Annotated in this window: 22 protein-coding genes; 3 read left to right on the forward strand and 19 right to left on the reverse strand. The window is 66.2% G+C overall.

From position 1 onward, the window contains the following. Positions 1–33 precede the first annotated feature (33 nt). Positions 34–981, forward strand: coding sequence for an EamA family transporter RarD (rarD, locus tag QM618_RS12080; protein ID WP_428099539.1), 948 nt, complete (start codon positions 34–36; stop codon positions 979–981). 12 nt (positions 982–993) lie between these two features. Here the strand turns inward: rarD and QM618_RS12085 are convergent, their stop codons facing one another. The 19 genes from QM618_RS12085 to QM618_RS12175 all read right to left on the reverse strand — a co-directional run bounded on the left by QM618_RS12085 (position 994) and on the right by QM618_RS12175 (position 21762). Further along, positions 994–2523, reverse strand: coding sequence for a hypothetical protein (locus QM618_RS12085; protein WP_428099542.1), 1530 nt, complete (start codon positions 2521–2523; stop codon positions 994–996). Then, on the reverse strand, positions 2520–3050 hold the full coding sequence (locus tag QM618_RS12090; RefSeq protein ID WP_428099545.1) for a sigma-70 family RNA polymerase sigma factor: 531 nt from the start codon (positions 3048–3050) through the stop codon (positions 2520–2522). The genes QM618_RS12085 and QM618_RS12090 overlap by 4 nt, the downstream gene beginning before the upstream one ends. A gap of 58 nt (positions 3051–3108) precedes the next feature. Continuing rightward, positions 3109–3789, reverse strand: coding sequence for an O-methyltransferase (locus QM618_RS12095; protein ID WP_428099548.1), 681 nt, complete (start codon positions 3787–3789; stop codon positions 3109–3111). A gap of 44 nt (positions 3790–3833) precedes the next feature. Continuing rightward, a complete protein-coding gene (locus QM618_RS12100) occupies positions 3834–4826 on the reverse strand; it encodes a polyprenyl synthetase family protein (protein ID WP_428099555.1) in 993 nt (330 codons plus the stop codon). Positions 4827–4832: 6 nt separating this feature from the next. Beyond that, on the reverse strand, positions 4833–6419 hold the full coding sequence (gene nuoN, locus QM618_RS12105) for an NADH-quinone oxidoreductase subunit NuoN (protein ID WP_428099561.1): 1587 nt from the start codon (positions 6417–6419) through the stop codon (positions 4833–4835). Then, positions 6416–7909 (reverse strand): NADH-quinone oxidoreductase subunit M, encoded by a 1494-nt coding sequence (locus QM618_RS12110; RefSeq protein ID WP_428099568.1) that lies wholly within the window; start codon positions 7907–7909, stop codon positions 6416–6418. The genes nuoN and QM618_RS12110 overlap by 4 nt, the downstream gene beginning before the upstream one ends. Next, a complete protein-coding gene (gene nuoL / locus QM618_RS12115; RefSeq protein ID WP_428099574.1) occupies positions 7909–9789 on the reverse strand; it encodes an NADH-quinone oxidoreductase subunit L in 1881 nt (626 codons plus the stop codon). The genes QM618_RS12110 and nuoL overlap by 1 nt, the downstream gene beginning before the upstream one ends. Before the next feature lie 2 nt (positions 9790–9791). Then, positions 9792–10091 (reverse strand): NADH-quinone oxidoreductase subunit NuoK, encoded by a 300-nt coding sequence (nuoK, locus tag QM618_RS12120; protein WP_428099577.1) that lies wholly within the window; start codon positions 10089–10091, stop codon positions 9792–9794. Next, a complete protein-coding gene (locus QM618_RS12125; RefSeq protein ID WP_428099582.1) occupies positions 10088–10816 on the reverse strand; it encodes an NADH-quinone oxidoreductase subunit J in 729 nt (242 codons plus the stop codon). The genes nuoK and QM618_RS12125 overlap by 4 nt, the downstream gene beginning before the upstream one ends. Next, positions 10809–11504 (reverse strand): NADH-quinone oxidoreductase subunit NuoI, encoded by a 696-nt coding sequence (gene nuoI, locus QM618_RS12130; protein WP_428099586.1) that lies wholly within the window; start codon positions 11502–11504, stop codon positions 10809–10811. Before nuoI ends, QM618_RS12125 begins: the two co-directional genes overlap by 8 nt. Beyond that, a complete protein-coding gene (gene nuoH, locus QM618_RS12135; protein ID WP_428099769.1) occupies positions 11497–12861 on the reverse strand; it encodes an NADH-quinone oxidoreductase subunit NuoH in 1365 nt (454 codons plus the stop codon). Before nuoH ends, nuoI begins: the two co-directional genes overlap by 8 nt. A 77-nt stretch (positions 12862–12938) precedes the next feature. Then, entirely contained in the window at positions 12939–15431 is a 2493-nt protein-coding gene (locus QM618_RS12140; protein WP_428099589.1) for an NADH-quinone oxidoreductase subunit G, read from the reverse strand. Continuing rightward, positions 15428–16750, reverse strand: a complete 1323-nt coding sequence (gene nuoF / locus QM618_RS12145) for an NADH-quinone oxidoreductase subunit NuoF (protein WP_428099592.1) — start codon at positions 16748–16750, stop codon at positions 15428–15430. The genes QM618_RS12140 and nuoF overlap by 4 nt, the downstream gene beginning before the upstream one ends. A 2-nt stretch (positions 16751–16752) precedes the next feature. Beyond that, on the reverse strand, positions 16753–17406 hold the full coding sequence (nuoE, locus tag QM618_RS12150; protein WP_428099595.1) for an NADH-quinone oxidoreductase subunit NuoE: 654 nt from the start codon (positions 17404–17406) through the stop codon (positions 16753–16755). Next, positions 17403–18722 (reverse strand): NADH-quinone oxidoreductase subunit D, encoded by a 1320-nt coding sequence (locus tag QM618_RS12155; RefSeq protein ID WP_428099771.1) that lies wholly within the window; start codon positions 18720–18722, stop codon positions 17403–17405. Before QM618_RS12155 ends, nuoE begins: the two co-directional genes overlap by 4 nt. 41 nt (positions 18723–18763) lie before the next feature. After that, positions 18764–19513 (reverse strand): NADH-quinone oxidoreductase subunit C, encoded by a 750-nt coding sequence (locus QM618_RS12160; protein ID WP_428099603.1) that lies wholly within the window; start codon positions 19511–19513, stop codon positions 18764–18766. A 29-nt stretch (positions 19514–19542) separates the two neighbouring features. Then, positions 19543–20094 (reverse strand): NADH-quinone oxidoreductase subunit B, encoded by a 552-nt coding sequence (locus tag QM618_RS12165; RefSeq protein ID WP_428099606.1) that lies wholly within the window; start codon positions 20092–20094, stop codon positions 19543–19545. A gap of 3 nt (positions 20095–20097) precedes the next feature. After that, positions 20098–20457, reverse strand: coding sequence for an NADH-quinone oxidoreductase subunit A (locus QM618_RS12170; RefSeq protein ID WP_428099611.1), 360 nt, complete (start codon positions 20455–20457; stop codon positions 20098–20100). Between the two features lie 33 nt (positions 20458–20490). Further along, complete coding sequence (locus QM618_RS12175) at positions 20491–21762, reverse strand: geranylgeranyl reductase family protein (protein ID WP_428099614.1); 1272 nt, start codon at positions 21760–21762, stop codon at positions 20491–20493. A 152-nt stretch (positions 21763–21914) separates the two neighbouring features. Here QM618_RS12175 and QM618_RS12180 point away from each other — a divergent pair, with 152 nt between their 5' ends. Together QM618_RS12180 and QM618_RS12185 are read left to right on the forward strand one after the other, a co-directional pair. Next, positions 21915–23165: an FAD-binding protein gene (locus tag QM618_RS12180; protein WP_428099617.1), complete on the forward strand. Its 1251-nt coding sequence runs from the start codon at positions 21915–21917 to the stop codon at positions 23163–23165. 4 nt (positions 23166–23169) lie between these two features. Next, complete coding sequence (locus QM618_RS12185; protein WP_428099623.1) at positions 23170–24435, forward strand: isochorismate synthase; 1266 nt, start codon at positions 23170–23172, stop codon at positions 24433–24435. Positions 24436–24469: the final 34 nt, after the last annotated feature.

Here is a 24469-nt window from a genome sequence, read left to right on the forward strand (position 1 = left end):
TGGTGCGAGCGTCGGGCCTGAAACAATGCTGAGGTGACGAGCACCCCACTGGACAGGAAGGGACTGCTCTTTGGAGCGTCGGCCTACGTCATCTGGGGCCTCTTCCCGCTGCTCATGCACGCGCTCATTCCCGCGGGCGCGCTTGAGATCACGGCACAGCGGGCGGTGTGGTCGCTCGTGGTGTGCCTCGTCATTGTCACGTTCGTGCGCGGGTGGCAGCGGTTGCGCGTTGTGCTGGGCAATCGGCGCGCGTTCTGGACGCTCGCGCTCGCCGCGGTGCTGATCGCGGCCAACTGGCTCATTTACGTGTTCGCGGTGGTGACGGACCGAGTGGCGTCCGCATCGCTTGGCTATTACATCAACCCGCTCGTGACGGTGGCGCTTGGCGTGCTGGTGCTCGGCGAGCGGCTGCGGAGGATGCAGTTGGTGGCGGTGTCGATCGCAGCGGCGGCTGTCGCTGTCATCGGCTTTGAGATGGGTGAGCTGCCGTGGATCTCGTTAGCGCTTGCGCTCAGCTTTGGGTTCTACGGGCTCATCAAGAAGCGCGTGGGCGCCTCGGTTGATGCGATCACGGGACTCACCGTGGAGACACTGGTGCTGTTCCCCTTCGCCGTGGCGGTGCTGGTGTGGATGGGGCTCGGCGATCGACTCACGTTCGGCTCGCGGGGCTCGGAGGGCCTTGGCCTCCACCACGACCTTCTGCTGATGTTCTCCGGCGTGGCCACCGTTGGCGCGCTGCTGCTGTTCGCGGCGGGGGCCGCGCGCCTGCCACTCAACATCACGGGGCTATTGCAGTACATCGCTCCCACCATGATGTTCATGCTCGCCGTGTGGCACTTCCACGAGCCCATGCCTGCCGGGCGGTGGATCGGCTTTGGGCTGGTGTGGGTGGCTCTGGTGTTCATCACCGTGGACTCGTGGCGCGCGTGGTCGCGGCGAGGCAACCCAGACGAGGAGCCGGAGTTTGCGGAGAACGTCTAGTTCTCGCCGGGATCACTCCCCGGTGGTGTCGAGTGCGATCCATCCGAACTCGTAGCTGTCGGCGCCCAGACCGGTGCCAAGGAAGACGACGAACTGCGAGTCAACGAGATCGGCTTGCGTGTAGTTGCCGCACGGCACCAGGCGATCGAGCGGCTGGTAGATGCTCTGGTAGACCAGCGTGGTGCCGTCAGTTTGTGGCGCGCCGCCGGCCGCATCGTTGGGCCCAAACCCTGAGGCGTCCTCCCCGTCTACGGCGAGCGCCCCAACAACCCTGCCGTTGAGCACCGCACCAGACCATGTATAGAGGCCCGCGCCAAACACGCGGTCGCCAGAGGCTTGCCAGGTTCCAGACCACCCCGGCGTAAAGGATGTGGCGCCGTCGCCAAAGGTGCTCTCGAGATCGCCCGTGATGAGGACTCCCCCGGTGCCCAGGTCGATCGTCGCGTCGGACTCGACCGGGTGAGGAACCTTCCCCTCTGCCCAGGTCACGTCCAGCCCCACGGTGCCGTTCAACTCGTCCGGCATGAGGGCGCCACACGCGAAGACAGCGGACTCGGGGCCCGAGAGCGCCTCCGGAGTGCCCCCTTGAGAGACTCCCGGATCTGGGGATGAGCCTGGCAAGCTGCCAGTGGCCGCGGGCTCTGGAGTGCCGGTAGCCGTTACCGTGACGCTCGACGAGTTCGATGCGCATTCGAGCAGGGCCGGGTCCACCGCGTGGTGCTGAGCCGTGAACGTGTACGTCTCGCCTGTCGCGAGCGTGACCCGAAGGGCCACCGAAGCCACGCTAGAGAGGTCATCGCCGACACCGCTGGGGCCCCCGTAGTCGACGCGGCTTACTTCCGTGCCGCCATCGGTCGTGGTGATGATCTCGTCGGTCACGGCTCCGTGCGGCACATAACTGGAGTCGTAGCCGGCACCACCAAGACCCATCGCCAGTCGCAACGAGCTTGAGAGCATGACCGTGTCGAAGCCCGTAGGAAGATCTTCGGGGAGAACCATCGTCCATTCATAGTCATCGGTCTGCGGTGAGACACCGTCCCACAGGTCGCCGCCACCGCCTTGCTCTCCGAACTCCCCCACCATGGGCAGCTCTAAGACCTCTTCGGGCAGATCGTGGCTAACGAGGACGTCTCCGTTGTAGACGTAGTCCCCGTTCTCATCCGGTTGGACATCGGTGACAACGCCATCGAGATTCACCACGTGCACGCCCCTGTGCGGAGCGTTGGGCCGTAGATCCTGGTAGACGCGGTAGTCGATGGGTGCGTCTCCAAGGGCCCCTGGGTTTGGTCGCAGGTAAAGCTCTGCGTCCGTGCATGAATCGCTCGGCAACTGCTGCGCGGGGCTCGCCCAGCGCCCGCCAGGGGCGAGCCACCACACGGCTCCAACCGCGCCGATTCCCACGGCGGCCGCAGTGCCCATGCCAGCGGCCCGCGCCGCCCGCCGACGGCGAATAGCGCCAACCATCCGGCCAGCGTCGAGCGCATTCGCGCGCCCGGCGTCCGCAGCAAATGACTCATTCAGGGCGTCGCCTAGCGTGTTCATCGCCCCTCCTTCCCTGGCGCGGAGACCCGCACCTTCTCCCCTGGTTCGGCATCCACGGCAAGCTGGGATGCCAGCGTGCCCGACGCGTCGGCCAGGTATCGCTTGACCGTTCCCTCCGCGAGGCCCAGCTGGGCGGCGATTTGGGGAACGGTGAGGTCGTCAAAGAACCTGAGCACCACGCACGCACGCTCGCGCGGCGGCAGTGTGGAAAGCGCCCGCCGCACGTCGACGCCGGCGTCGAGGTCCGCGCCGCCACGCTCGCGTTCAAATGCTCGTTGCGTGGTGCGAGAGCGCGCCGCCCGTGATCGCGATCGATCGATGATGAGCGTGGGCATCACGCGGCGCACGTACGCCTCCGCGTGGTCCACGTCGTGGATATTGCGGCCGCGCGCGAAGGTCTTGACGATCGCGTCGTGCACCAGGTCCTCGGCATCGTCGCCAGGACCAACCAGCATGCGGCCATATGCCACGAGACGCGAGCCGCGCTCTGCTACGAGCCGCTCAACAATCTCTTGCCAGTCCCGCACAGTGTCTCCCCTGGTCGCCCCTACCCCTGTACACGGCGCCGACGCGAAAAACGTTGGGCTACAGCACCGTGGCGATGACCATGCCGTCGTAGAACTTGGCGCCAACGGTCTGCACCACCGACGCCTCCACGCGCACGTCGGCGCCCACGAACTCCACGATCGCCCGCGAGCCCTTGATGCGCGGGTCCTCCGAATCCGCGTCGATGAGACCGCCATCCCGCACCACGTTGTCCACGATGATCACCGTGCCGGGGTGCACGCGCGTCATCGCGGCCTGGTAGTAGGCGAGGTTGTTGGGCTTGTCCGCGTCGATGAACACCAGATCGAAGGGGTCGTCACCCTCGAGCGTGGAAAGGTTGTCCACCGCAGGGCCGACGCGCACCTCCACGCGCTCTCCGACCCCGGCCTGGGTGAGACTCGCCATAGCAACGTCGGCATGGTGCTGCTCAAGCTCGAAGGTCACCACGGCGCCCTCCGGCCCGACGGCCCTAGCAAACCACAGCGTCGAGTATCCGCCGAGGGTGCCGAACTCGAGCACCCGGCGGGCATCGCATGCGCGGGCAAGAACTGACAGGAGCTTTCCTTGTGCAGGGCTTACTGCGATGTCTGGCAACCCCGCACTTCGCTGATTCTCGAGCACCGTGGCGGCCACAGCGTCGGACCGCGTGTAGTGGTCCTCGATGTATGCGTCGACGGCGGCCCAGCGCTCCGCCCCGTTGAGATCCGTTGCTCGCGACATGTGCCCACCCTAGCGATCCCGCGACTGCGCGCGGGATGACGGCCTTACGCGGTGCGAGCCACCAGCGAGTCCGCGAAGTCGATGAGCGACGCCTTCACGTCACCCTCGGGGAGCATCGCAATTGCCTCTTTGGCGCGTGCCGCCCACTGCGCCGCAAGTGCGGCCGTCTCATCCACGACGGGGTGAGTGGAGAGCCACGCAACGACGGCGGCCAGCGCCTCGTCGGAGGACAGGTCGCCGTCGATAGCGGCAAGGAGGTCGGAGTCCTCGGCACTTCCACCGGAGGCCACTCTGCGTCGCAACAGCAGCACGGGCATCGTCGCAACGCCCTCACGCAGGTCCGTGCCAGGGGTCTTGCCCGTGGTGGCGGCGTCGGAGCGCACGTCGATGACGTCATCGGCAAGCTGGAAGGCCACGCCCGCCAGCTCGCCATAGCGCGTCACCTGCTGCACCACCGCGGGGGCACACCCGGCAAACATCGCGCCAAAGCGCGCGGAGGTGGCGATAAGCGAACCAGTCTTGTCCGCGAGCACCTGCAGGTAGAACTCGATCGCGTCGTCGTCGGCAGACGGGCCAACGGTCTCGTGAAGCTGGCCAAGGCAGAGGCGCTCAAAGGTCTCTGCCTGAATGCGCACGGCTTGCGGACCAAGGCCGGCGACCACGGCGGAGGCGCGCGCGAACAGCAGGTCCCCAGTGAGGATCGCTACCGAGTTTCCCCACACCTCGTGGGCCGCGGGAGCACCACGCCGAGTGGGCGCGGAATCCATGACGTCGTCGTGATACAGAGTGGCCAGGTGGGTGAGCTCAACGACGACGGCCGCGTCGACAACCTCGGGCCGCGAGGCGTCGCCAAGATGCGCGGTCAACAACGCGAGAGCGGGGCGAAGGCGCTTGCCCCCGGCGTTCACGAGGTGACGGGACGTCGCGTCCGCGAGGCGATCGGACTGCGACACCGCATCGCGAAGCCGCTCCTCAACAAGCGCAAGGCGAGACTGCAAGGCCTCGTCAAGGCCCCCCTGGCCCACGAGCGACGCCATGTGCCGCTACTTTCCGTCCGTCAGCGACGAGAGCATCACCGCGGCATCCTCGGCCACCGCGAGCGCGGGGCCGGGCACCACACCAAGGACCAGTGTGAGCGCCGCCGTGACGACCACGACGGCACGCGTGAGCGGCGAGTACTCAATCTCGATCGACTCCGCCTGACCCTCAGGCACGTCCGTGAAAAACATCAGCACGATGAGGCGAATGTAGAAGAACGCGGCCGCGGCAGATGCGAGCACCGCCACCAGCACGAGCGGCCACGCGCCCTCAGTGATCGCGGAGCGGAACACCACGAACTTTCCCACGAAGCCGGCCGTGAGCGGGATGCCCGCAAACGACAGCAGGAAGATCGCCATCGCCGCAGCGAGCCACGGCGCTCGCTTGCCCAACCCGGCCCACTGCCCAAGGCGAGTTGCCTCCGCACCCACCGCGCCGTCGGGCGTGCGCTCACGCACCTGGGTGACGATCGCGAACGCGCCGATGGTCGCAAGGCCATAGGCAAGCAGGTAGAACGGGAGCGAGCTGAGCGCCTCGGCGGAGAAGCCGGCGAACGCCACGAGGATGAAGCCCGCGTGCGCGATCGAGGAGTAGGCGAGCATGCGCTTGATGTCAGTCTGCACCAGGGCAACGAGCGTGCCAACGATCATCGTCACGATCGCGATGGTCCAGAACAGCCAGTTGAGCTCCCACTCAAGGGGGTAGAACGAGGCGTAGACGATGCGCAGCAGCGCGGCCACGGCCGCGGCCTTGGTGGCGGCCGCCATGAACGCGGTGACGGGGCTTGGCGCGCCCTGGTAGACGTCGGGCACCCACGAGTGGAACGGCACGGCGCCTATCTTGAAGAACAGGCCAACCAGGATCAGTACGGCCGCGGCGATGATCAAGGGATCGTGCCCGGCAATGATCTCGATGGCGCGCTGCACAGCTGTGAACGAGGTCTGCGTGGTGGCACCGAAGAGCAGCGCAACACCGAAGATGTAGATCGCCGAAGAGAAGGCGCCAAGCAAGAAGTACTTCAGCGCGGCCTCGTGGCTCAGAGACCGGCGCCGGCGGGCGAGCGCAACGAGGATGTACAGCGGAAGCGAGAACAGCTCAAGCGCCACGAACAGGAACACGAAGTCCGTGACCGCGGTGAAGAGCATCATGCCGCCAACCGCGAACAGCGCGAGCGGGAACACCTCGGTGACCTGGAAGCCCTGACGGAGCGCGCGCGTCTCATCAAGCGTGCCGGGTGAGGTGGACCCGAGCGGGGTGAACTCCTCCTCACCGCCACGAGTGCGCGCGGCAAACAGCAGCACGGCAAGAATGCCAAACACCATCAGCATGATCTGCCAGGCAAGAGACTGCTTGTCCACAACAAGCATGAGTCGCAGCACTACCGTGCCGCTGCCCTCGTGCGTTGCCCAAAGAACAATCGCCGCCCCAAGCGCAACCACGAGCGCGCCAACAGAAAGCACAAACTGCACAAGGCGACGCGTGGCGTGCGTGCGGATGAAGGCCTCGACGAGGATGCCGGCGGCAGCGCTCAGGAGGACCACCAGGATCGGGACAAGCGGTCCCCAGGTGATGTCCGGCTGGGTCCAGTTCACTTGCCAGCCTCCTCGACGGACACGATGGTGACGATGTCCTGCACCGGCTCTCGCAGCACGTCAAGCAGGATGCCCGGAACGAAGCCGAGTACGAGCATCGCGGCGATGAGCGGCCAGGTGACGAGGCGCTCACGCAGGGACAAGTCCCGCGTGCCCTCCATCTTCTGGGGCGCCGGCCCAGTGAACACCTTCTTATAGGTGAGCAGGATGTACAGCGCCGCGAGCACCACGCCAAGCGCGGCAAACCAGATGGCCACGGGAACAACGGGGTAGGCGCCGATGAACACCAGGATCTCCGAGATGAACGGCGACAGGCCCGGAAGCGACAGCGCGCTGAGGCCGATGATGAGGAACGTGCCGGCAAGGACGGGGGCGATTTTCTGCAGGCCGCCGTAGTCCTTGAGCGAGGCGCTACCGTGGCGCTGGATCAGGTACGCGACCGCGAAGAACAGCGCTCCCGTCGAGAGCCCGTGGTTGAACATGTACAGCGCGGCACCCGTGACGGACGTCTGCGCGAACGCGAAGATACCGATGATCATGATGCCGAAGTGACTCACCGAGGTGAACGACACGAGGCGCAGCATGTTCTCCTGGCCAATGGCGAGGATCGCGCCATACAGCACAGAGATGACCGCGAAGATGATGATCACGGGAGCGGCCCATTGCGCGGCGTTGGGGAACAGCACAAGGCACAGCGTGAGCATGCCGAACGTGCCGATCTTGTCGAGCACCGCCACGAGCAGGGCCGTGGTCGAGGGCCGCGCGCTCTCGGCAACCGTTGGCAGCCACGTGTGCACGGGGAACATCGGCGCCTTAATCGCGAAGGCGATGAAGAACGCGAGGAACAGCAGCCGCTCTTGCGCGGTGCCGAGCTCGAGCCCGGTGAGCTTGTCCGTAAGGAATCCTTGCTCGCCGCCAGGCCCCGCCGCGTACAGCGCGATCACCCCAACGAGCATGATCAGCCCACCAACGAGCGAGAAGATGAGGAACTTCACCGCGGCGTAGCGGCGCTGCAGCCCACCAAACGAGCCGATGAGGAAGTACATCGGGATGAGCATCGCCTCGAACAGCACGTAGAACAGGAACACGTCACGGGCGGCGAAGATACCCACCATGAACGCTTGGCTTGCGAGCACAAGGGCCAGGTAATTGGCCCGACGCTTCGCGTCCTTATCGTCTCGCCACGCCGAGAGGATGGCTAGGGGAACGAGCAGAGCGCTGAGCACCACAAGGGACAGCCCGATGCCGTTCACGCCGAGAGCCCACGAGGTGCCGATCTGCGGAATCCACGCGTAGGTCTCGCTGAACTGGATCGTGCCCGCCTGGCCCGCGTCAAAGCGGAAGAACAGGATCGCGGCAAGCAGCAGCTCGACTACCGCGAAACCAAGGGCGACCTCTCGAGACTTGGCGCGCACGCCGTCGGGCAGTGCAAAGAGAACTGCGGCACCCACGGCGGGAAGCGCCACCATGACGGTGAGAATGGGGAACATCACTTACCCCCAATCACAGCGAAGAAGGCGATCAGGAGCACGCCGGTGGCCATGATGAGCGCGTAGGAGCGCACCTTGCCGCTTTGCAGCTTGGTGAGGGCCTCACCCGTCTTGGCCGTGCCTCCGCCGGTGCCATTTACGGCGCCGTCAACGACGGCCGCATCCATGTACACAAGCGTCCTCGTGAGGTGCGTGCCGGGGCGCTCAAGCACCGCGCGGTTGACCGAATCCTGGAAGAGGTCGTTGCGGGCGGCGATCGTCGCAAGCGACGCGGCGGGAGCGGTGAGCGGCACGTCTGCCTTTCCGTACTTGAGCCAGGCATAGCCGGCGCCGAGCAACACCAGCACGAGCGTCGACACTGTGATGACGGGAACGGAGAGCACCGGCTCACCGTGCTCGGCGTGACCGGTGACGGGCTCAAGCCACGTGACGAAGCGATCTCCAGAGGCGAGGATCAGGCCAAGGAACGCGGAGCCGACCGCAAGCACGATCATCGGCGCCGTCATGATGGCGGGGCTCTCGTGAGGGTGCTGCTCCTCCGTCCAGCGGGCCTTGCCGTGGAACGTCATGAAGAACAGGCGGGACATGTAGAAAGCCGTGAGCCCCGCGCCAATGAGGGCGGTAAGGCCGAACACCCATGGCTGCCAGCCCTCGCCGATGAACGCGGCCTCAATGATCTTGTCCTTCGAGAAGAAGCCGGAGAACGGCGGAATACCGAGGATCGCGAGCCAGCCAAGGCCGAATGTCACCCACGTCACCACCATGGCGGTGCGCAGGGCGCCGAAGCGACGCATGTCGACTTGGTCGTTCATGCCGTGCATGACGGAGCCCGCGCCAAGGAACATGCCAGCCTTGAAGAAGCCGTGCGTCACAAGGTGGAAAATCGCGAAGGCGTAGCCAACCGGACCAAGGCCAGCGGCGAGCATCATGTAGCCGATCTGCGACATCGTGGAGGCGGCGAGCGCCTTCTTGATGTCGTCTTTGGCCATGCCGACGATGGCACCGAAGGTCAGCGTCACGGCTCCGACGATCGCCACCACCAGTTGCGCATTGGGCGCACCCTCGAAGACCGGCGCCGAGCGCACGATGAGGTAGACGCCGGCGGTCACCATGGTGGCCGCGTGGATGAGCGCGCTGACCGGGGTGGGGCCGGCCATCGCGTCTCCAAGCCAGGACTGCAGCGGGAACTGCGCGGACTTTCCGCACGCCGCGAGCAGCAGGGTGAGACCGATGGCCGTGAGTTGCGCGGTAGAGGCGTTCTCCACTCCCGCGAAGACCGTGGCGAAGTCCACGCCGCCGAAAGCGGTGAACATGAGGCCCATCGCGAAGATCAGGCCAAGGTCACCAATGCGATTGACGATGAACGCCTTGTTAGCCGCGGTGGCGTAGTCATTGCGGTAGTTCCAAAAGCCGATGAGCAGGTACGACGCGAGGCCAACGCCTTCCCAGCCAACAAAGAGCAGCAGGTAGGAGTCGGCGAGCACCAGCAGCAGCATCGCCGCGATGAACAGGTTGAGGTAGGCGAAGAAGCGGCGACGGTCGGGATCGTGCTCCATGTAGCCAACGGCATAGATGTGGATGAGCGTGCCCACGAAGGTCACGAGCAGCACAAACGTCATCGACAGCGGATCTACAAGCAGTCCCGCGCTGAGGTTGAGATCGCCCGTGTTGATCCACGAGAAGAGTTCCACGGCGTGCGAGCGGTGGTGCTCGTCGAGGCCGAGCATCTGGAGGAACGCGATGAGCGCCACGACGAAGCCAGCGGAGGACGCGGCAACGCCGAGCCAGTGCCCCCACGGGTTGGCACGCTTGCCGGCAAGGAGCAGCACAAAGGCGCTCGCGAGCGGCACGGCGATGAGGAGCCAGGTCAGATCAAGCATGGTCAGCCCTTCAGCTCCGACGGATCATCGAGGGACACGGACTGCCGCGCACGGAAGATCGCGACGATGATCGCGAGCCCAACCACCACCTCGGCCGCGGCAACCACCATCACGACGAACGCCATGACCTGGCCGTCAACCGTGCCGTGGATGTTGCTGAAGCCCACGAAGGCGAGGTTTGCCGCGTTGAGCATGAGCTCAACGCCCATGAACGCGATGATCGCGTTGCGTCGCAGCAGCACGGCTGCCGTGCCGATCGCGAAGAGCACCGCGGACAGGTAGACGAAAGCGATGGGATTCACTTGTCGTCACCCTCCTCGATAGCCTTGTCTGCGCGGTATGGATCCTGATCATCCATCTGGTGACGCACCTCAAGCACGCGCGAGATCGACTCCTCGATGGGCTTGCCGTCCGGGCCAAGCGCCGGGACGTCAAGCGCGTTGTGACGTGCGTACACGCCCGGCATGGGCTTGTTCACGGGGTTGGCTCCCACGCGGATGCGATCCTCCGCGATCTCCTTCTGGGAGTGCTTGGGAACCAGTCGCGGCATGTGCGTGAGCACGAGCGCTCCCACAGCGGCCACGATCAGCACGAAGCCGAGCGTCTCCATCACCACCACGAAGCGGCCAAACAGCGCGCCGGCGATCTCGGCCGGGTTGCCTTCGGTGGCGCCACGCAGGTTGAACGACACGCGGGACACCACGCCCCACAGGAACAGGCCGGTACCGACGGCAACGAGGATGCCGATCCAGCGCTGACCAACGATGGACTCGCGCAGGCTCTCCTTGCCCTTCACGCCGATGAGCATGAGCACGAAGACGAACATCATCATGATGGCGCCGGTGTAGACCACGATCTGCACCATGCCGAGGAACGGGGCCGCGAGCATGATGTACGCCACGGCGAGACCGAGCATCGCGAACACGACGCCCATCGCCACATGCACGGCCTTGCGCGCGAACAGCAGCGCGAGAGACGGCAAAACGGTGATCGCCGCGACCACCCAGAACAGGAACGGGTTAACCACGGGCGGCTCCCGTACTAGGAGCTGATGCGTTCTCCGGCAGCGTCGGGTCCTCTGGGCGGTGCTCACGCACCCAGTCCACCTGGGTGTCGACGGGCCCGGTGACGTCACCGCGGTAGTAGTCGCCGTCGGTGGTGCCCGGCACCATCGGGTGAGGCGCCGCGAGCATGTTGGCTCCCATGGGAGCGAGCAGATCCTGCTTCTCGAAGATGAGGCCCTCGCGGGTGGGGCCCGCAAGCTCGTACTCGTTGGTCATGGTGAGCGCGCGCGTGGGGCATGCCTCGATGCACAGGCCACAGAAGATGCAGCGCAGATAGTTGATTTGGTAGACGCGGCCGTACCGTTCGCCGGGGCTGAACTGCGCGTCGGGCGTGTTGGAGTCGGCCTCGACGTAGATCGCGTCCGCGGGGCACGCCCACGCGCACAGCTCGCAACCGATGCACTTCTCAAGGCCGTCTGGGTGACGGTTGAGCTGGTGGCGCCCGTGATAGCGCGGCATGGGTGGCGTCTTCTTGTACGGGTACTGCTCCGTCACCACCGGCTTGAAGAAGTTGCGCAGCGTCACGCCAAAGCCCGCGACGGGCGCGAGCGCTTCGCCAAGCGATCCCTTCTTGGGGAGGTTCGACTCAAACGGCTTAGAAGCGCCGTCACGCTCGCGGTTCACCTGCCACCGCTCGTCATGGTCACTCACTGGCGTCCTCCTCACGTGCGGTGTCGCTCGCGGCGACGCGGGCCTCAACCGTGCGTCCAGAACGCGGCGAGGGCGGCAGAACTTGGTGCGGCAACGGGGGCACAGGGTAGCCACCAGCGAAGGCGTCGAGCACCTCGCCGTCCGGCTCAGGCTCCACCTCGGCGCGTGCCTTCTTGGCATCAGAGATGAAGCTCCAGAACGCCACAACGATGAGAATCGCCACAAGGCCAGCCACTGCGTCAAACACGCTCAGGTTGCGGCCCCATGCACCGAACGCCTGGCGACCAATCGCGAAGAACGCGAGCCAGCCAAGCCCAACGGGGATGAGCACCTTCCAACCGAACTTCATGAACTGGTCGTAGCGGAATCGCAACACGGAGCCGCGGATCCACACGAAGACGAACATGATCAGCCAGATCTTGATGATCAGCCAGATGGGCGGGAAGATCCCGGAGTTCAAGAAGTCTGCGCCAGGCCACGAATCGGCCCACGGTGCGCGCCACCCGCCAAGGAACAGCGTCGCCGCCACGGCGGAGACGTTGATCATGTTCATGTACTCCGCGAGGAAGTACCAGGCGAACTTGGTGGACGAGTACTCGGTCATGAAGCCCGCGACCAACTCGCCTTCCGCCTCCGGAAGGTCGAACGGCAAGCGGTTGGTCTCACCGATCATCGAGATGACGTAGAGCACGAAGGCGGGAAGTAGCGGCCACACCCACCAGCGGTCAACTTGCGACTCGACGATCGCAGAGGTGCTCATCGAGCCGGCCATCATGAACACGGTGACGAGCGAAAGACCCATCGCGAGCTCGTAAGAGATGACCTGCGCGGTGGAACGCACCGCACCCATGAGCGGATACGTGGAGCCGGAGGCCCACCCACCGAGCACGATGCCGTACACGCCAACGGACGCACACGCGAGGATATAGAGCACCGCCACGGGGAAGTCGGTGAGTTGCAGCGGCGTGATCTCGTCGGTGAACGGGATGCGCGTGGACGGCCCAAACGGGATCACCGCGAAGATCAGCAGGGCGCAGAACACCGAGATGATCGGCGCCGCGATGTACACCAGCTTGTCCGCCGCGCGCACCGTGATGTCTTCTTTGAAGACCAGCTTGAGCGCGTCCATGAGCGACTGGAACAGGCCAAAGGGGCCGTGCACGTTGGGGCCGGGGCGCTGCTGCAGGCGGCCAATCACCCGGCGCTCAAACCACACCGCGAACAGCACGGACAGCAGCAAGAACACGAGCACCAGCACGGCCTTGATGATGACGATCCAGATCGAGTCGCCGCTGAGGCCTGCCTCGGCAATGCACTTGGCCTGCTCGTCGGTGGCCTTCACGGCGGGGTCGGTCATCCCGCAAAGCTTCTGCACGGCATTCAGCGGCACCACCGTGGGGTCCACGGCAAACGGGAGGACGAGCGAGGCGAGGCTCACGCGGACACCCCCTTGGCGGTCACCGCAGTACCCGGCTCAACGCCAAGATCCCTGGCAACCCACGAGCCCGGCGACTTCGCGGGCACCCAAACCACGCCGTCGGGCATATCCGTGATGACCACGGGCAGCTCGATCGTGGCGCGCGAAGCACCCTTGAGCGATACGGCGGTCTCGGCACCAAGCTGCGCGGCCGTGGCGGCGGACATGCGCGCCACCGAGGTGCGGCCCGTGCCAGCAAGGAACGGCTCGCCGTCTTGCAGCGCGCCCTCGTCCACCAGTTGGTGCCACGAGGCAAGCACAACGCTGCCCGACGCTGCGGTTGAGTTTGCACCAGCAGTCGCCTTTGCCTTCGCGGGCGCCTTGGGGGCGGCGGGCCGGGCGGTCTCGTCGACGCCGAGCGCGGAGATCTCGCGAGAGATGTCCCGCACCGAAGCGGTGCCGAGGGTCACGCCGAGCTCCCTCGCGAGGACGTCGAGCACGCGGTGATCGCTCAGCGCTTCGGTGGGAATCGCGGTGGCGAAGGAGCGCAAGCGACCCTCCCAGTTGAGGAAGGTGCCGGATTTCTCCGAAGGAGGCGCAACGGGCAGCACCACGTCCGCGTACTCGGAGACCTCGCCACGGCGAACCTCAAGGCTCACCACAAAGTCGGTCTTTTCCAGGGCCTTTGTGACGTCTCCGGTGAGATCGGAGGGCGTCACGCCGCCGATCACGAGGGCGCCGATCTGGCCCTTGGCGGCAGCGGCGATGATGTCCGCGGCGCTACGGCCGGCCTCGGCGGGGAGGCTGTCAACGCCCCACGCCTGAGCCACGGCAGCACGAGCCGCGTCTTTGGCGACATCGCGTCCACCGGGGAGCAGGCTCGGAAGCGCGCCGGCCTCGACGGCGCCGCGCTCTCCTGCGCGGCGCGGGATCCAGGCCAGCTTGGCGCCGGTCTTCTTGGCCAGGGCAAGGGCCGCACCGAGCGCGCCCGGAGCTCCCGCTGCCCGCTCGCCAACGATGATGACGGAACCTGCCTCGCTCAAGGCGGCAACGGCGTCGGCGGGGAGGTCGGCGAGCGCGGCCGCCTCATCCCCGGGGCGCGTGGCCACGAGAGTGGCGCGAAGCTTCTGGTTGCCGCGGCTGAGCCACGGGGCAACAGCGATGACCTTCTTCGCGGCCTTCTTGAGGCGCAAGAAAACAACGCCGCCCTCGTCCTCGGGCTCAAACGCCACGAGCAGCACGGCGGGAGCCTTCTCAAGCTCGGCAAAGGTCACGCCGAGGCCGCGGCCCGCGACGTGATGACCGAGGAACGCGAGTTCCTCGTCGCTCGCGGTGCGCGTGCGGGCGTCGACGTCGTTGGTGCCCAGCACCACGCGCGCGAACTTCTGGTAGGCGTAGGCGTCCTCGAAGGTGACGCGGCCGCCGGGGAGCACTGCTGCTCCCTTTGGCTTCTTTCCCTCTCCAGCCGCCCTGATGCCGGCAGCCGCCGCCGCAATAGCGTCGGGCCATGAGGCCTCAACCAACTCGCCGTCGATCCGAACAAGAGGCCTGGTAATGCGGTCATCGAGGTTCTGCCACGTGAACGCGAAGCGGTCCTTGTCCGTGATCCAGTCCTCGTTGACGATGGGGTCCTCGTCCGCGAGGCGGCGCAGGATCTTGCCGCGGCGGTGGTCGGTGCGGATCGCGGAGCCGGACGAGTCGTGCTCGGAAATGCCTGCGCTGCTGACCAGGTCGAAGGGGCGCGAGCGGAACCGGTAGGCCGCGCTCGTCAGGGCGCCAACCGGGCAGATCTGCACGGTGTTGCCGCTGTAGTACGAAGAGAATGCCTTGCCGGACTCGTCCTCGGCGGCGACGCCGATGGGGCGGTAACCGTCAAAGTCGAGCACGTCCTCGTCGAAGGTGCCGATCTGCTGCATTGCGCCGCGGTTCTGCAGGTCGATGAAGGCGTCGCCGGCGATCTCCTTGGAGAAGCGAGTGCAGCGCTGGCACAGCACGCAACGCTCGCGGTCAAGCAGGATCTCGCTGCTCAGCGCGAGCGGCTTTTCGAAGACTCGCTTGACGTCAACGAAGCGGCTCTCGGGGCGGCCGTGGCTCATCGCCTGGTTCTGCAGCGGGCACTCGCCGCCCTTGTCGCACACGGGGCAGTCGAGGGGGTGGTTGATGAGCAGCAGCTCCAGCACGCCCTTCTGGGCACGGTCCGCCTCCGGCGACGTGTGCTGCGTGTTGACGACCATGCCCTCGGAGACCGTCATGGTGCACGAGGCCTGCGGCTTGGGGAAGGCGCGCAGGTTGCCGTCGGGGCCCGGGCTCGCCACATCGACGAGGCACTGGCGGCACGCGCCCGCGGGCGCGAGCAGCGGGTGGTCGCAGAAGCGCGGGATGTCGATGCCCACCTGCTCGGCGGCGCGAATGATGAGCGTGCCCTTGGGGACCGTGACCTCGGTGCCGTCAATCGTGAGCGTGACGGTGTCCACTGCCGCGGCCGCCGCCTTGTCTGCGGTTGCGGTCATGCGAGCACCTCCTCAGGCTGGGCATCGGTGTACTCAAACAGGGCCGACGCGGCGCGATCGAACGGGCACCCGCCGCCCGTGACATGGGCCTCGTACTCCTCGCGGAACAGCTTGATGGAACTCGTGATAGAGCTCGTGGCGCCGTCACCGAGGGCGCAGAAGGCCCGCCCAAGGATCGAATCGCACGTGTCGAGCAGCTGCTGGATGTCCGCCATGGTCCCCTGCCCGCCTTCGAGGCGCTTGAGGATCTGCGTGAGCCAGTACGTGCCCTCGCGGCACGGGGTGCACTTGCCGCAGGACTCGTGCTTGTAAAACTCGGTCCACCGCATGACCGCCCGCACCACGCACGTGGTGTCATCGAAGATCTGCAGGGCGCGGGTGCCGAGCATCGAGCCCGCGGCGCCAACGCTTTCGTAGTCGAGCGGAGTGTCGAGGTGCTCGTCGGTGAAGATCGGCGTGGAGGAGCCGCCGGGGGTCCAGAACTTAAGGGTGTGGCCCTCACGGATGCCGCCCGCGTGCCCGAGCAGCTCGCGGAGCGTGATGCCAAGGGGCGCCTCGTACTGGCCGGGCTTCTGTACGTGGCCCGACAGCGAGAAGAAGCCCATGCCCTTGGAGCGCTCAGTTCCCATTCCCGTGAACCAGTCAACGCCCTTGTCCACGATCGCGGGCACCGAGGCGATGGACTCCACGTTGTTGACCACGGTGGGGCGCGCGTAGAGGCCGGCGACCGCAGGGAACGGGGGCTTGAGGCGCGGCTGGCCGCGACGGCCCTCGAGGGAGTCAAGAAGCGCGGTCTCTTCGCCGCAAATGTAGGCCCCCGCACCGGCGTGGACGGTCACGTCAAGGTCAAAGCCCGTGCCGTGAATGCTCTTGCCAAGGTGGCCGGCTTCATACGCCTCGCGCACGGCCTGCAACAAGCGGCGGTACACGTGCACCACCTCGCCGCGCAAGTAGATGAAGGCGTGGTTGCAGCCAATCGCGAAGGACGTGATGATCACACCCTCCACCAGGGAGTGCGGGTTCGCGAGCATCGTGGGGATGTCCTTGCACGTGCCCGGCTCAGACTCGTCGGCGTTGACAACGAGGTAGCGCGGCAGCCCGTCGTCCGGAGGCAAGAAGCCCCACTTCATGCCCGTGGGGAAGCCAGCGCCGCCGCGGCCGCGAAGCCCAGAGTCCTTCACGGCCTGAATGAGGTCTGCGGGCGGCTGCTTGAGCGCCTTCTTGAGCGCCTTGTAGCCGCCTGCCCTGGAATACGTGTCAATGGTCCAGGACTTGTCCTGGTCCCAAATGGCGCTCAGTACGGGGGCGAGGTCTGTCATGACTACTTACCTGCCTTCCACCCACTGGCCTTTGCGGCCTCAAGCCCAGCCAGCGTCGGGCCGCCTGCGCCTTGGTCCTCATTGGCGAGGCCATCCTCAAAGCCGGCGAGCACGCGCTCCACCTGCTTGAAGGTCTGCACCTTGTTGGGCCCACGCGTGGGGGTGACGTCCTTGCCGGCGCGAAGGTCGTCGACGACCTGCTTGGCGGATTCTGGGGTCTGGTTGTCGAAGAACTCCCAGTTGACCATCATCACGGGCGCGTAGTCGCAGGCCGCGTTGCACTCGATGCGCTCAAGGGTGATGGAGCCGTCTTGGGTGGTCTCACCATTGCCCACGCCGCAGTGGCCGCTGAGCTCATCCCAAATGCGGTCGCCGCCCATGACGGCGCACAACGTGTTGGTGCATACGCCTACCTGGTACTCGCCGTTCGGACGGCGCTTGTACTGCGTGTAGAAGGTGGCGACGGCGCTTACCTCGGCGGCCGTGAGGCCAAGCTGGTCCGCGCAGAACGCGATGCCGTCAGGGCTCACGAAGCCATCGACGGACTGCACAAGGTGCAGCAGGGGCAGCAGCGCGGAGCGCGGCACCGGGTAGCGCGCGATGACCTCTTGCGCATCCGCCGTGAGCTGCGCGAGCGTCTCTTCGTCGTACGTCATCGGTCTACACCTCCAAGCACCATGTCGATGGTCGCGATCGCAACCACGACGTCGGCGATCTGGCCACCCTGGGTGAGGATGCCAAGCGACTGCAAGTTGTTGAAGCCGGGGTCGCGGAAGTGGGCGCGCCACGGCTTGGTGCCGCCATCGGAGACCAGGTGGCAACCAAGCAGGCCCTTGGGGCCCTCGATGGCCGTGTACACCTGGCCGGGCGGAACGTGGAAGCCTTCCGTCACCAACTTGAAGTGGTGAATCAGCGCCTCCATGGACTCGCCCATGATGGTGCGAATGTGATCGAGCGAGTTGCCCTGGCCGTCGGGGCCAAGCGCGAGCTGTGCGGGCCACGCAATCTTCTTGTCCGCGACCATCACCGGCTGACCCTCGAGCGCCTCAAGGCGATCCGCGCACTGAGCAACGATCTTGAGCGACTCGTAGCACTCCTCAAGGCGAAGTACCACGCGGCTATATGCGTCGCCATCGGTGCTCGTGGGGACCTGGAAGTCGTAGGTCTCGTAACCGCAGTACGGCTCTGCCTTGCGCATGTCGTACGGCAGGCCAGCGGAACGCAGGATGGGGCCGGTGACGCCGAGCGCCATCGCGCCGGAGAGGTTCAGGTTTGCGACACCCTTGAGTCGCAGCTTGAAGATGGGGTTCTGCAGCTGCAGGTCCGCGAGGTTGTCGATCTGCTTGCGGATCTTGGGGATCAGCTCGCGGATGTACTCCACGGTTCCTGGGGGCGCGTCTTGGGCCACGCCGCCGGGGCGGATGTAGCCGTTGTTGGTGCGCAGGCCCGTGATCATCTCGATGATGCGGAACGTGTCTTCGCGGCCGATGAACGCCTCGGTCATGACCGTGGTGGCGCCCATCTCGTTACCGCCGGTGCCCACCGCCACGAGGTGCGAGCCGATGCGCGTGAGCTCCATCATGAGCACGCGCAACACGTTCGCGCGCTCTGGGACGTCGTCCGTGATGCCAAGCAGCTTCTCGACGCCGAGGCAATAGACCACCTCTTGGAAAATCGACGCCACGTAGTCCATGCGCGTGCAGAAGGTCACGCCCTGAGTCCAGGTGCGGAACTCCATGTTCTTTTCGATGCCCGTGTGGAGGTAGCCGATGCCCGCGCGGGTCTCCGTGACGGTCTCGCCCTCGATCTCGAGCATCACGCGCAGCACGCCGTGGGTTGAGGGGTGCTGCGGGCCCATGTTGACGACAATGCGCTGCTGGGCAAGGCGAGCGGCCTCGTCGGCGATGTCGCTCCAGTCGGAGCCATATGCGGAGTACTCAGCGGCGTCTGGGTGGTCCGTGAAGGCACCCATTGCCTCGTACTCGGCCTGCTCGGCGTTGGTGGTGCGCGGGCTCATCGGTACTGCCTCCGCTCGTCCGGAGACGGGACGGTGGCGCCCTTGTACTCCACGGGAATGCCCCCCAGTGGGTAATCCTTGCGCTGCGGGTGACCTACCCAGTCGTCGGGCATCTCGATGCGCGCGAGCGAGGGGTGGCCGTCGAAGATGATGCCGAAGAAGTCCCACGTCTCGCGCTCGTGCCAATTGTTCATGGGGTACACGGAGACGATGGACGGGATGTGGGCATCCTCGTCGCTCACGGCAACCTCAAGGCGAAGGCGGCGGTTGTGGGTGATGGACTGCATGGGATACACGGCGTGCAACTCGCGACCGGTCTCTGCCGGGTAGTGCACGCCGGACACGCCAAGGCACATCTCGAAGCGCAGATCCTGGTCATCGCGCAGGTGCTGGGCCACCTCAAGCAGGTGCTCGCGCGCGATGTAGAGGGTGAGTTCTCCGCGATCAACGACCACGTACTCGATCGCCTCTGCGGCGCGGTCGCCAAGCAGTTCCTCGAGGATGTCCACCACGCCGTCAAACCACTCCCCATAGGGGCGGTCCGTGGCGCCGGGCATCTCGATGCGGCGCACAAGGCCGTCATAGCCGGACGTGTCTCCGCGAGCGCCAAACATGCCCTGACGCACGTTGATGAGCGTGAGTGCCTCGCGGCCGTCGGCCTCTGGCGCAATCGCCTCTGGCGCGCCGGCGGCGGGAGCCGTCGAGTCGGGAGCGGGCGCGTTGTCCACGGCGGTGCTGTCATCCACGCCGGTACTGTCCTTCACAGCGTCGTCCGTCACCGCAGCAGCCCCGTCATGTCAGAGGTGGGCGTCGCCTTGAGCGCGGCGGCCTCGGCGGCGGCAGCGATCTCGCGGCGGTTGGCGCCAAGCGGGGTGTTCTGGATCTGGGTGTGCAGTTCCAGTAGCGCGTTGAGCAGCATCTCTGGACGGGGAGGGCAGCCAGGCAGATAGATGTCGACGGGCACAATGTGGTCAACACCAGGCACGATGGCGTAGTTGTTGAACATTCCGCCCGACGAAGCGCACACGCCCATCGCGAGCACCCACTTGGGCTCCGGCATCTGGTCGTAGACCTGGCGGACGATGGGCGCCATCTTGTTGGAGACGCGGCCGGCAACGATCATCAGATCCGCCTGGCGCGGCGAACCGCGGAACACCTCTTGACCAATGCGGGCAATGTCGAAGCGCGGGGTGCCCGTACCCATCATCTCGATGGCGCAGCAGGCAAGACCAAACGTGGCGGGCCACAAGGATCCGGCGCGCGCCCAACCCAGCAAGCCCTCGACCGTGCCCAGCATGAATGGCGGTGCGTTTTCTTCAAGTCCCATGGATTACTCCCACTCAAATCCGCCGCGGCGCCACTCGTACACGAAGGGGATCGTGATGAGCACCACAAAGGTCATGATCGCGATGAGCCCAAACCATCCAAGCGCCTCGTGGGCAATGGCCCACGGGTACAGGAAGACCACCTCGACGTCGAACACGATGAAGGTCATCGCCACGAGGTAGTACTTGATGGGCATGCGCCCACCCTCGGCCGCGCCAGGGGTTGGCTGCAGGCCGGATTCGTAGCGATCGAGCTTGGCCGCGTTCTTGCGGTGCGGGCCAAGGACGCGGGACGCGGCAACGCCACCTACGGCGAGGAGTCCGGCGACCACCATCATCACGATGATCGGCACGTAAGGGTTCATGCCTGGCCTTCCTTCTTCACGAGTGACACGCCCCTAAGCCGCCGGGGCAATCTTGGTCATCAGGGCCAGCAATCGGTCCGACCATGACCCGCCACGGGGCTCATAAACGTCTGCCAGCAGTCTAGAGACAAATTCCATGATGAGCGGACGCGGGAGGCCGTAACGCGTGCACAGCTCCATCACGGTGGGGTGCTCCACGAGCGACGCGAACACGCGCCCAAGTGAGTAGTACCCGCCGAGGTCGTCCTTCATCATCCTTGCGTAGCCCTGCAACGCCGCCTCACGGCCCGACGCTGTGGTCGCCTCTCGCGCCGCAACCGCCGCTTCTGTGGCTCGGCGGGCGGCCTGCATTGCGTACGCGATTCCCTCGCCATTGAACGGGTTGACCATGCCGCCGGAGTCGCCGACGAGCATCATGCCGGGGACGTAATGCGGTTGGCGGTTGAAGGCCATGGGGATGGCGGCACCCTTGATGTCGCCCACCTGCTCGCCGAACTCCCAGTCCTCAGCTGAGTTCGCGAGCCACTCCTTGAGCATGGCGCGATGGTCCAACTTTGAGGGGGTTCCCTTGGCGCTCAGTGTGCCCAAGCCCACATTCGCGGTGCCGTCTCCCAAGGGGAAGATCCAGCCGTATCCCGGTAGCAACTTGTCTTTGCCGTGCGAGGTGTCCCGGATGGTGAGGTGCCCCTCCATCCACTCCTCCTCGTGGCGGGGAGTCTGGAAGTAGGTGCGCACCGCAACACCCATGGGGCGGTTCTTCTTGCGCTCCATGCCCAGCCCAAGGGCCATGCGCGCGCTCACGCCGTCGGCTGCGATGACGAGGGGCGCGCGGTACTCAACCGCCTCGCCCGTCTTGCGCCCCTTCTCGTCGACCTCGCGAGCGGTGACGCCAACCACCCTGCCGTCTTCCTGAATCGGTGCGTCGACATGCCAGGCCTCACGAACGTCGGCCCCTGCCTTGCGGGCGTGCTGGGCCAGGCGGTGATCAAAGTCCGCCCTCGGGAGGCTGAGCCCAAAGTCGGGGAACGCTTCGAGCTCGTGCCACGGGAATTCAAGGCGGTGGCCGCCGCCGATCATCCGCAGCCCACGGTTGGGGATCCATCCCTCCTCGCGCGGCGTCTCGAGGCCGATCAATTGGAGTTCGCGCACAGCGCGCGGCGTGAGGCCGTCGCCGCAGACCTTTTCGCGCGGGAAGCGGGACTTCTCGAGCGCGATGACGTCGAAGCCTTCGCTCGCAAGGTAGCGGGCCGCGGCCGCGCCGCCGGGACCGGCGCCCACGACGATGACGTCGGCCTCAGTTTTCACGACCTCAAGGGTAATCGCGCTGGGCCGGGACCTTGACCCATCGCCGATATCAGCCACGACCACTATGTGGCACTTTGGACCCTTCTCACGCCCTCAAAGACCCTGAACGCGGTCAGGGCTGTTGCGCAGCCGGACGCGCCTAGGCTTGCCTTATGTCCGACGCTGGAGTCACCTGGGCGGGAACCCACACCTTTGGCGCTGCTCGGCTGGTGATGGCGCGGTCCATCGAGGAGGCCGCGGAGGTGTTGCGCTCCGCGGATGGACCGGTGCGCGCGCTCGGCACGCGCCACTCGTTCCACGACCTCGCGGACACCGAGGGCACGCTCGTTTCCTTGGTAGACGTTCCTGCAGATCCGGTACTCGACGAGGCGGCGCACACCGTCACGGTTGGCGCTGGCACGCGCTACGGGGTGCTTGCGCTGTGGCTTGAGGAGCGTGGCTGGGCGCTCGCGAACATGGGCTCACTTCCGCACATCTCGATCGCTGGCGCCACCCAGACGGGCACTCACGGCTCTGGGGTGGGCAATGGCAATCTCTCCTCGTCCGTCGAGGCCCTCGAGTTCCTGGATGCCGTCGGTACAACAGTGACGGTTCAGCGGGGGGACATGGACTTCCATGCGCTCGCCGTGGGCCTTGGGGCGTTCGGGGTCGTGACGCGCGTGACGCTAGACATTCAGCCCACCTACCAGGTGCAACAAAGCGTGCTCGCAGGGATTACCTGGGAAGACTTCCTCGCCGATAGCGATCATCTCCTCGCCGCCGCGTACTCCGTGTCCGTCTTCACCAAGTGGGGCGAGCCCACGCTCGAGCAAGTGTGGGTGAAGGCGAGGGAGGGGCGAGACCCAGCCATAGCGTCGGGCTGGATGGGCGGAACCTTGCTGGACGGGCCAACCCGACTCGTGGACGGGGATCCTGCCGACCTCACCGAACAGGGCACGCCGGGGGCGTGGCTGCACCGGCTGCCGCACTTCCGGCTGGACGGCACGCCGAGCAACGGCGACGAGATTCAGACCGAGTACTTTGTGGCGCGCGAGGACGCCGCAGACGCGCTGCGGGCGGTGCGCGAACTCGCGCCCGCGATCGACCCGCTGCTCATGATCACAGAACTGCGGACGGTGGCGGCGGACGGGCTGTGGCTGTCGGGCGCGTATGGGCGGGACACGCTCGCGATTCACTTCACATGGCGGAATCTTCCGGGACCGGTGGCCGCGGTGCTGCCGAAGATTGAGGCCGCGCTGGCGCCCTTTGCGCCGCGACCCCACTGGGGCAAGTGGCACGCATTCGACAGCGAGCGAATTGCGGCGGCGTTCCCCAGGCTCGCCGACGCGCGCGAGGTCTTTGAGCGACTGGACCCGCATGGCAGGTTCGTGAACAAGCACCTCACCCGGCTGGGGGTACGTTAGCGAGGTGACCGTCCACGCCCCCACGCCCGGCCCGTTGGCGGTGCGCACGATCGTCATCGATGATCCAGGACCGCTCCTCGAGGTACTCCCCGAGTCCGCTGGTATCTCGTGGGTTCGCCGCGAGGAAGGCATGGTCGCGTGGGGCGAGGTGGCGCGGATCGACGTTGCCGGGCCCGCGCGCATCGATGACGCAGCGGCCTGGTGGCGGCGCTTGGTTCGCCACACCACGGTGCGCGATGAGGTGCGTTCGCGCGGCACGGGGCTGGTGGCGTTCGGCTCCTTCGCGTTTGCGGATGACTCGACGGCAGGTGGCGCGCTCGTGGTGCCGCGCTTCGTGGTTGGCTCGCACGAGGGAACGCACTGGTTCACCGTCATCAGCGAGGACTCCTCGGAGGAAATGCCAAGCCTGGCCGACGCTCGGGTCATGTTTGCCTCCCCCACCCCCTTGGGTGCGGTGACGGTGGAGGACGGTGACGAGGCCGCGTGGCAAGCGGCCGTTGGTGCGGCCGTTCAGCACATTCAGGGCGGCTCGCTCGAGAAGGTGGTGTTGGCCAGGGCCGTGGAGGCGCGCGCTTCGCGGCCCGTTGACGTACGGACCTTGTTGGCGCCGCTTGCCGCCGAGTACCCCACGTGCTGGGCCTTCCACGTGGACGGGTTGGTGGGCGCCACCCCGGAACTGCTCGTGCGTGTGGATCACGGTTTGGTGGCTTCCCGAGTGCTTGCCGGAACCATCCGCATGACGGGCGACGACATGGGCGATCTCGCCCGCGCGGGTGCCCTTGCGCGGTCCTCGAAAGACCGCGAGGAGCACGAGTACGCGGTTCGCTCGGTGACCCAAGTGCTCGCGGAGCACTGCGGCTCAGTCAACGTCCCGGACGAGCCTTCGGTGCTGCACCTGCCCAACGTCATGCACCTGGCCACCGATGTCACGGGGGTGCTGTCCCACAACGTTTCCGCGTTGGAGTTGGTTCGCGAGCTGCACCCGTCCGCGGCGGTGTGCGGAACGCCCACTCTCGCCGCGGCGCGGGTTATTGACGCGCTAGAGGGGCTCGATCGTGGTCGGTATGCGGGGCCGGTTGGGTGGATCGATGCGGCGGGGGATGGCGAGTGGTGCATTGGGCTGCGGTCTGCTGAGATCTCCCGCGCCGACCCTCGTGAACTGCGGCTCTTCGCCGGTTGCGGCATCGTGGCCGCGTCCGATCCTGCCGACGAGTGGGCCGAGTCCGAAGCCAAACTCGAACCAATGCGCAGGGCCCTGGGGCTCGCGTAGCTGGCAACCTGCGCAAACCGTCGCCCTGCGCAGC

It is taken from the genome of Demequina sp. (genome assembly GCF_049841215.1).
GTDB lineage: Bacteria > Actinomycetota > Actinomycetes > Actinomycetales > Demequinaceae > Demequina.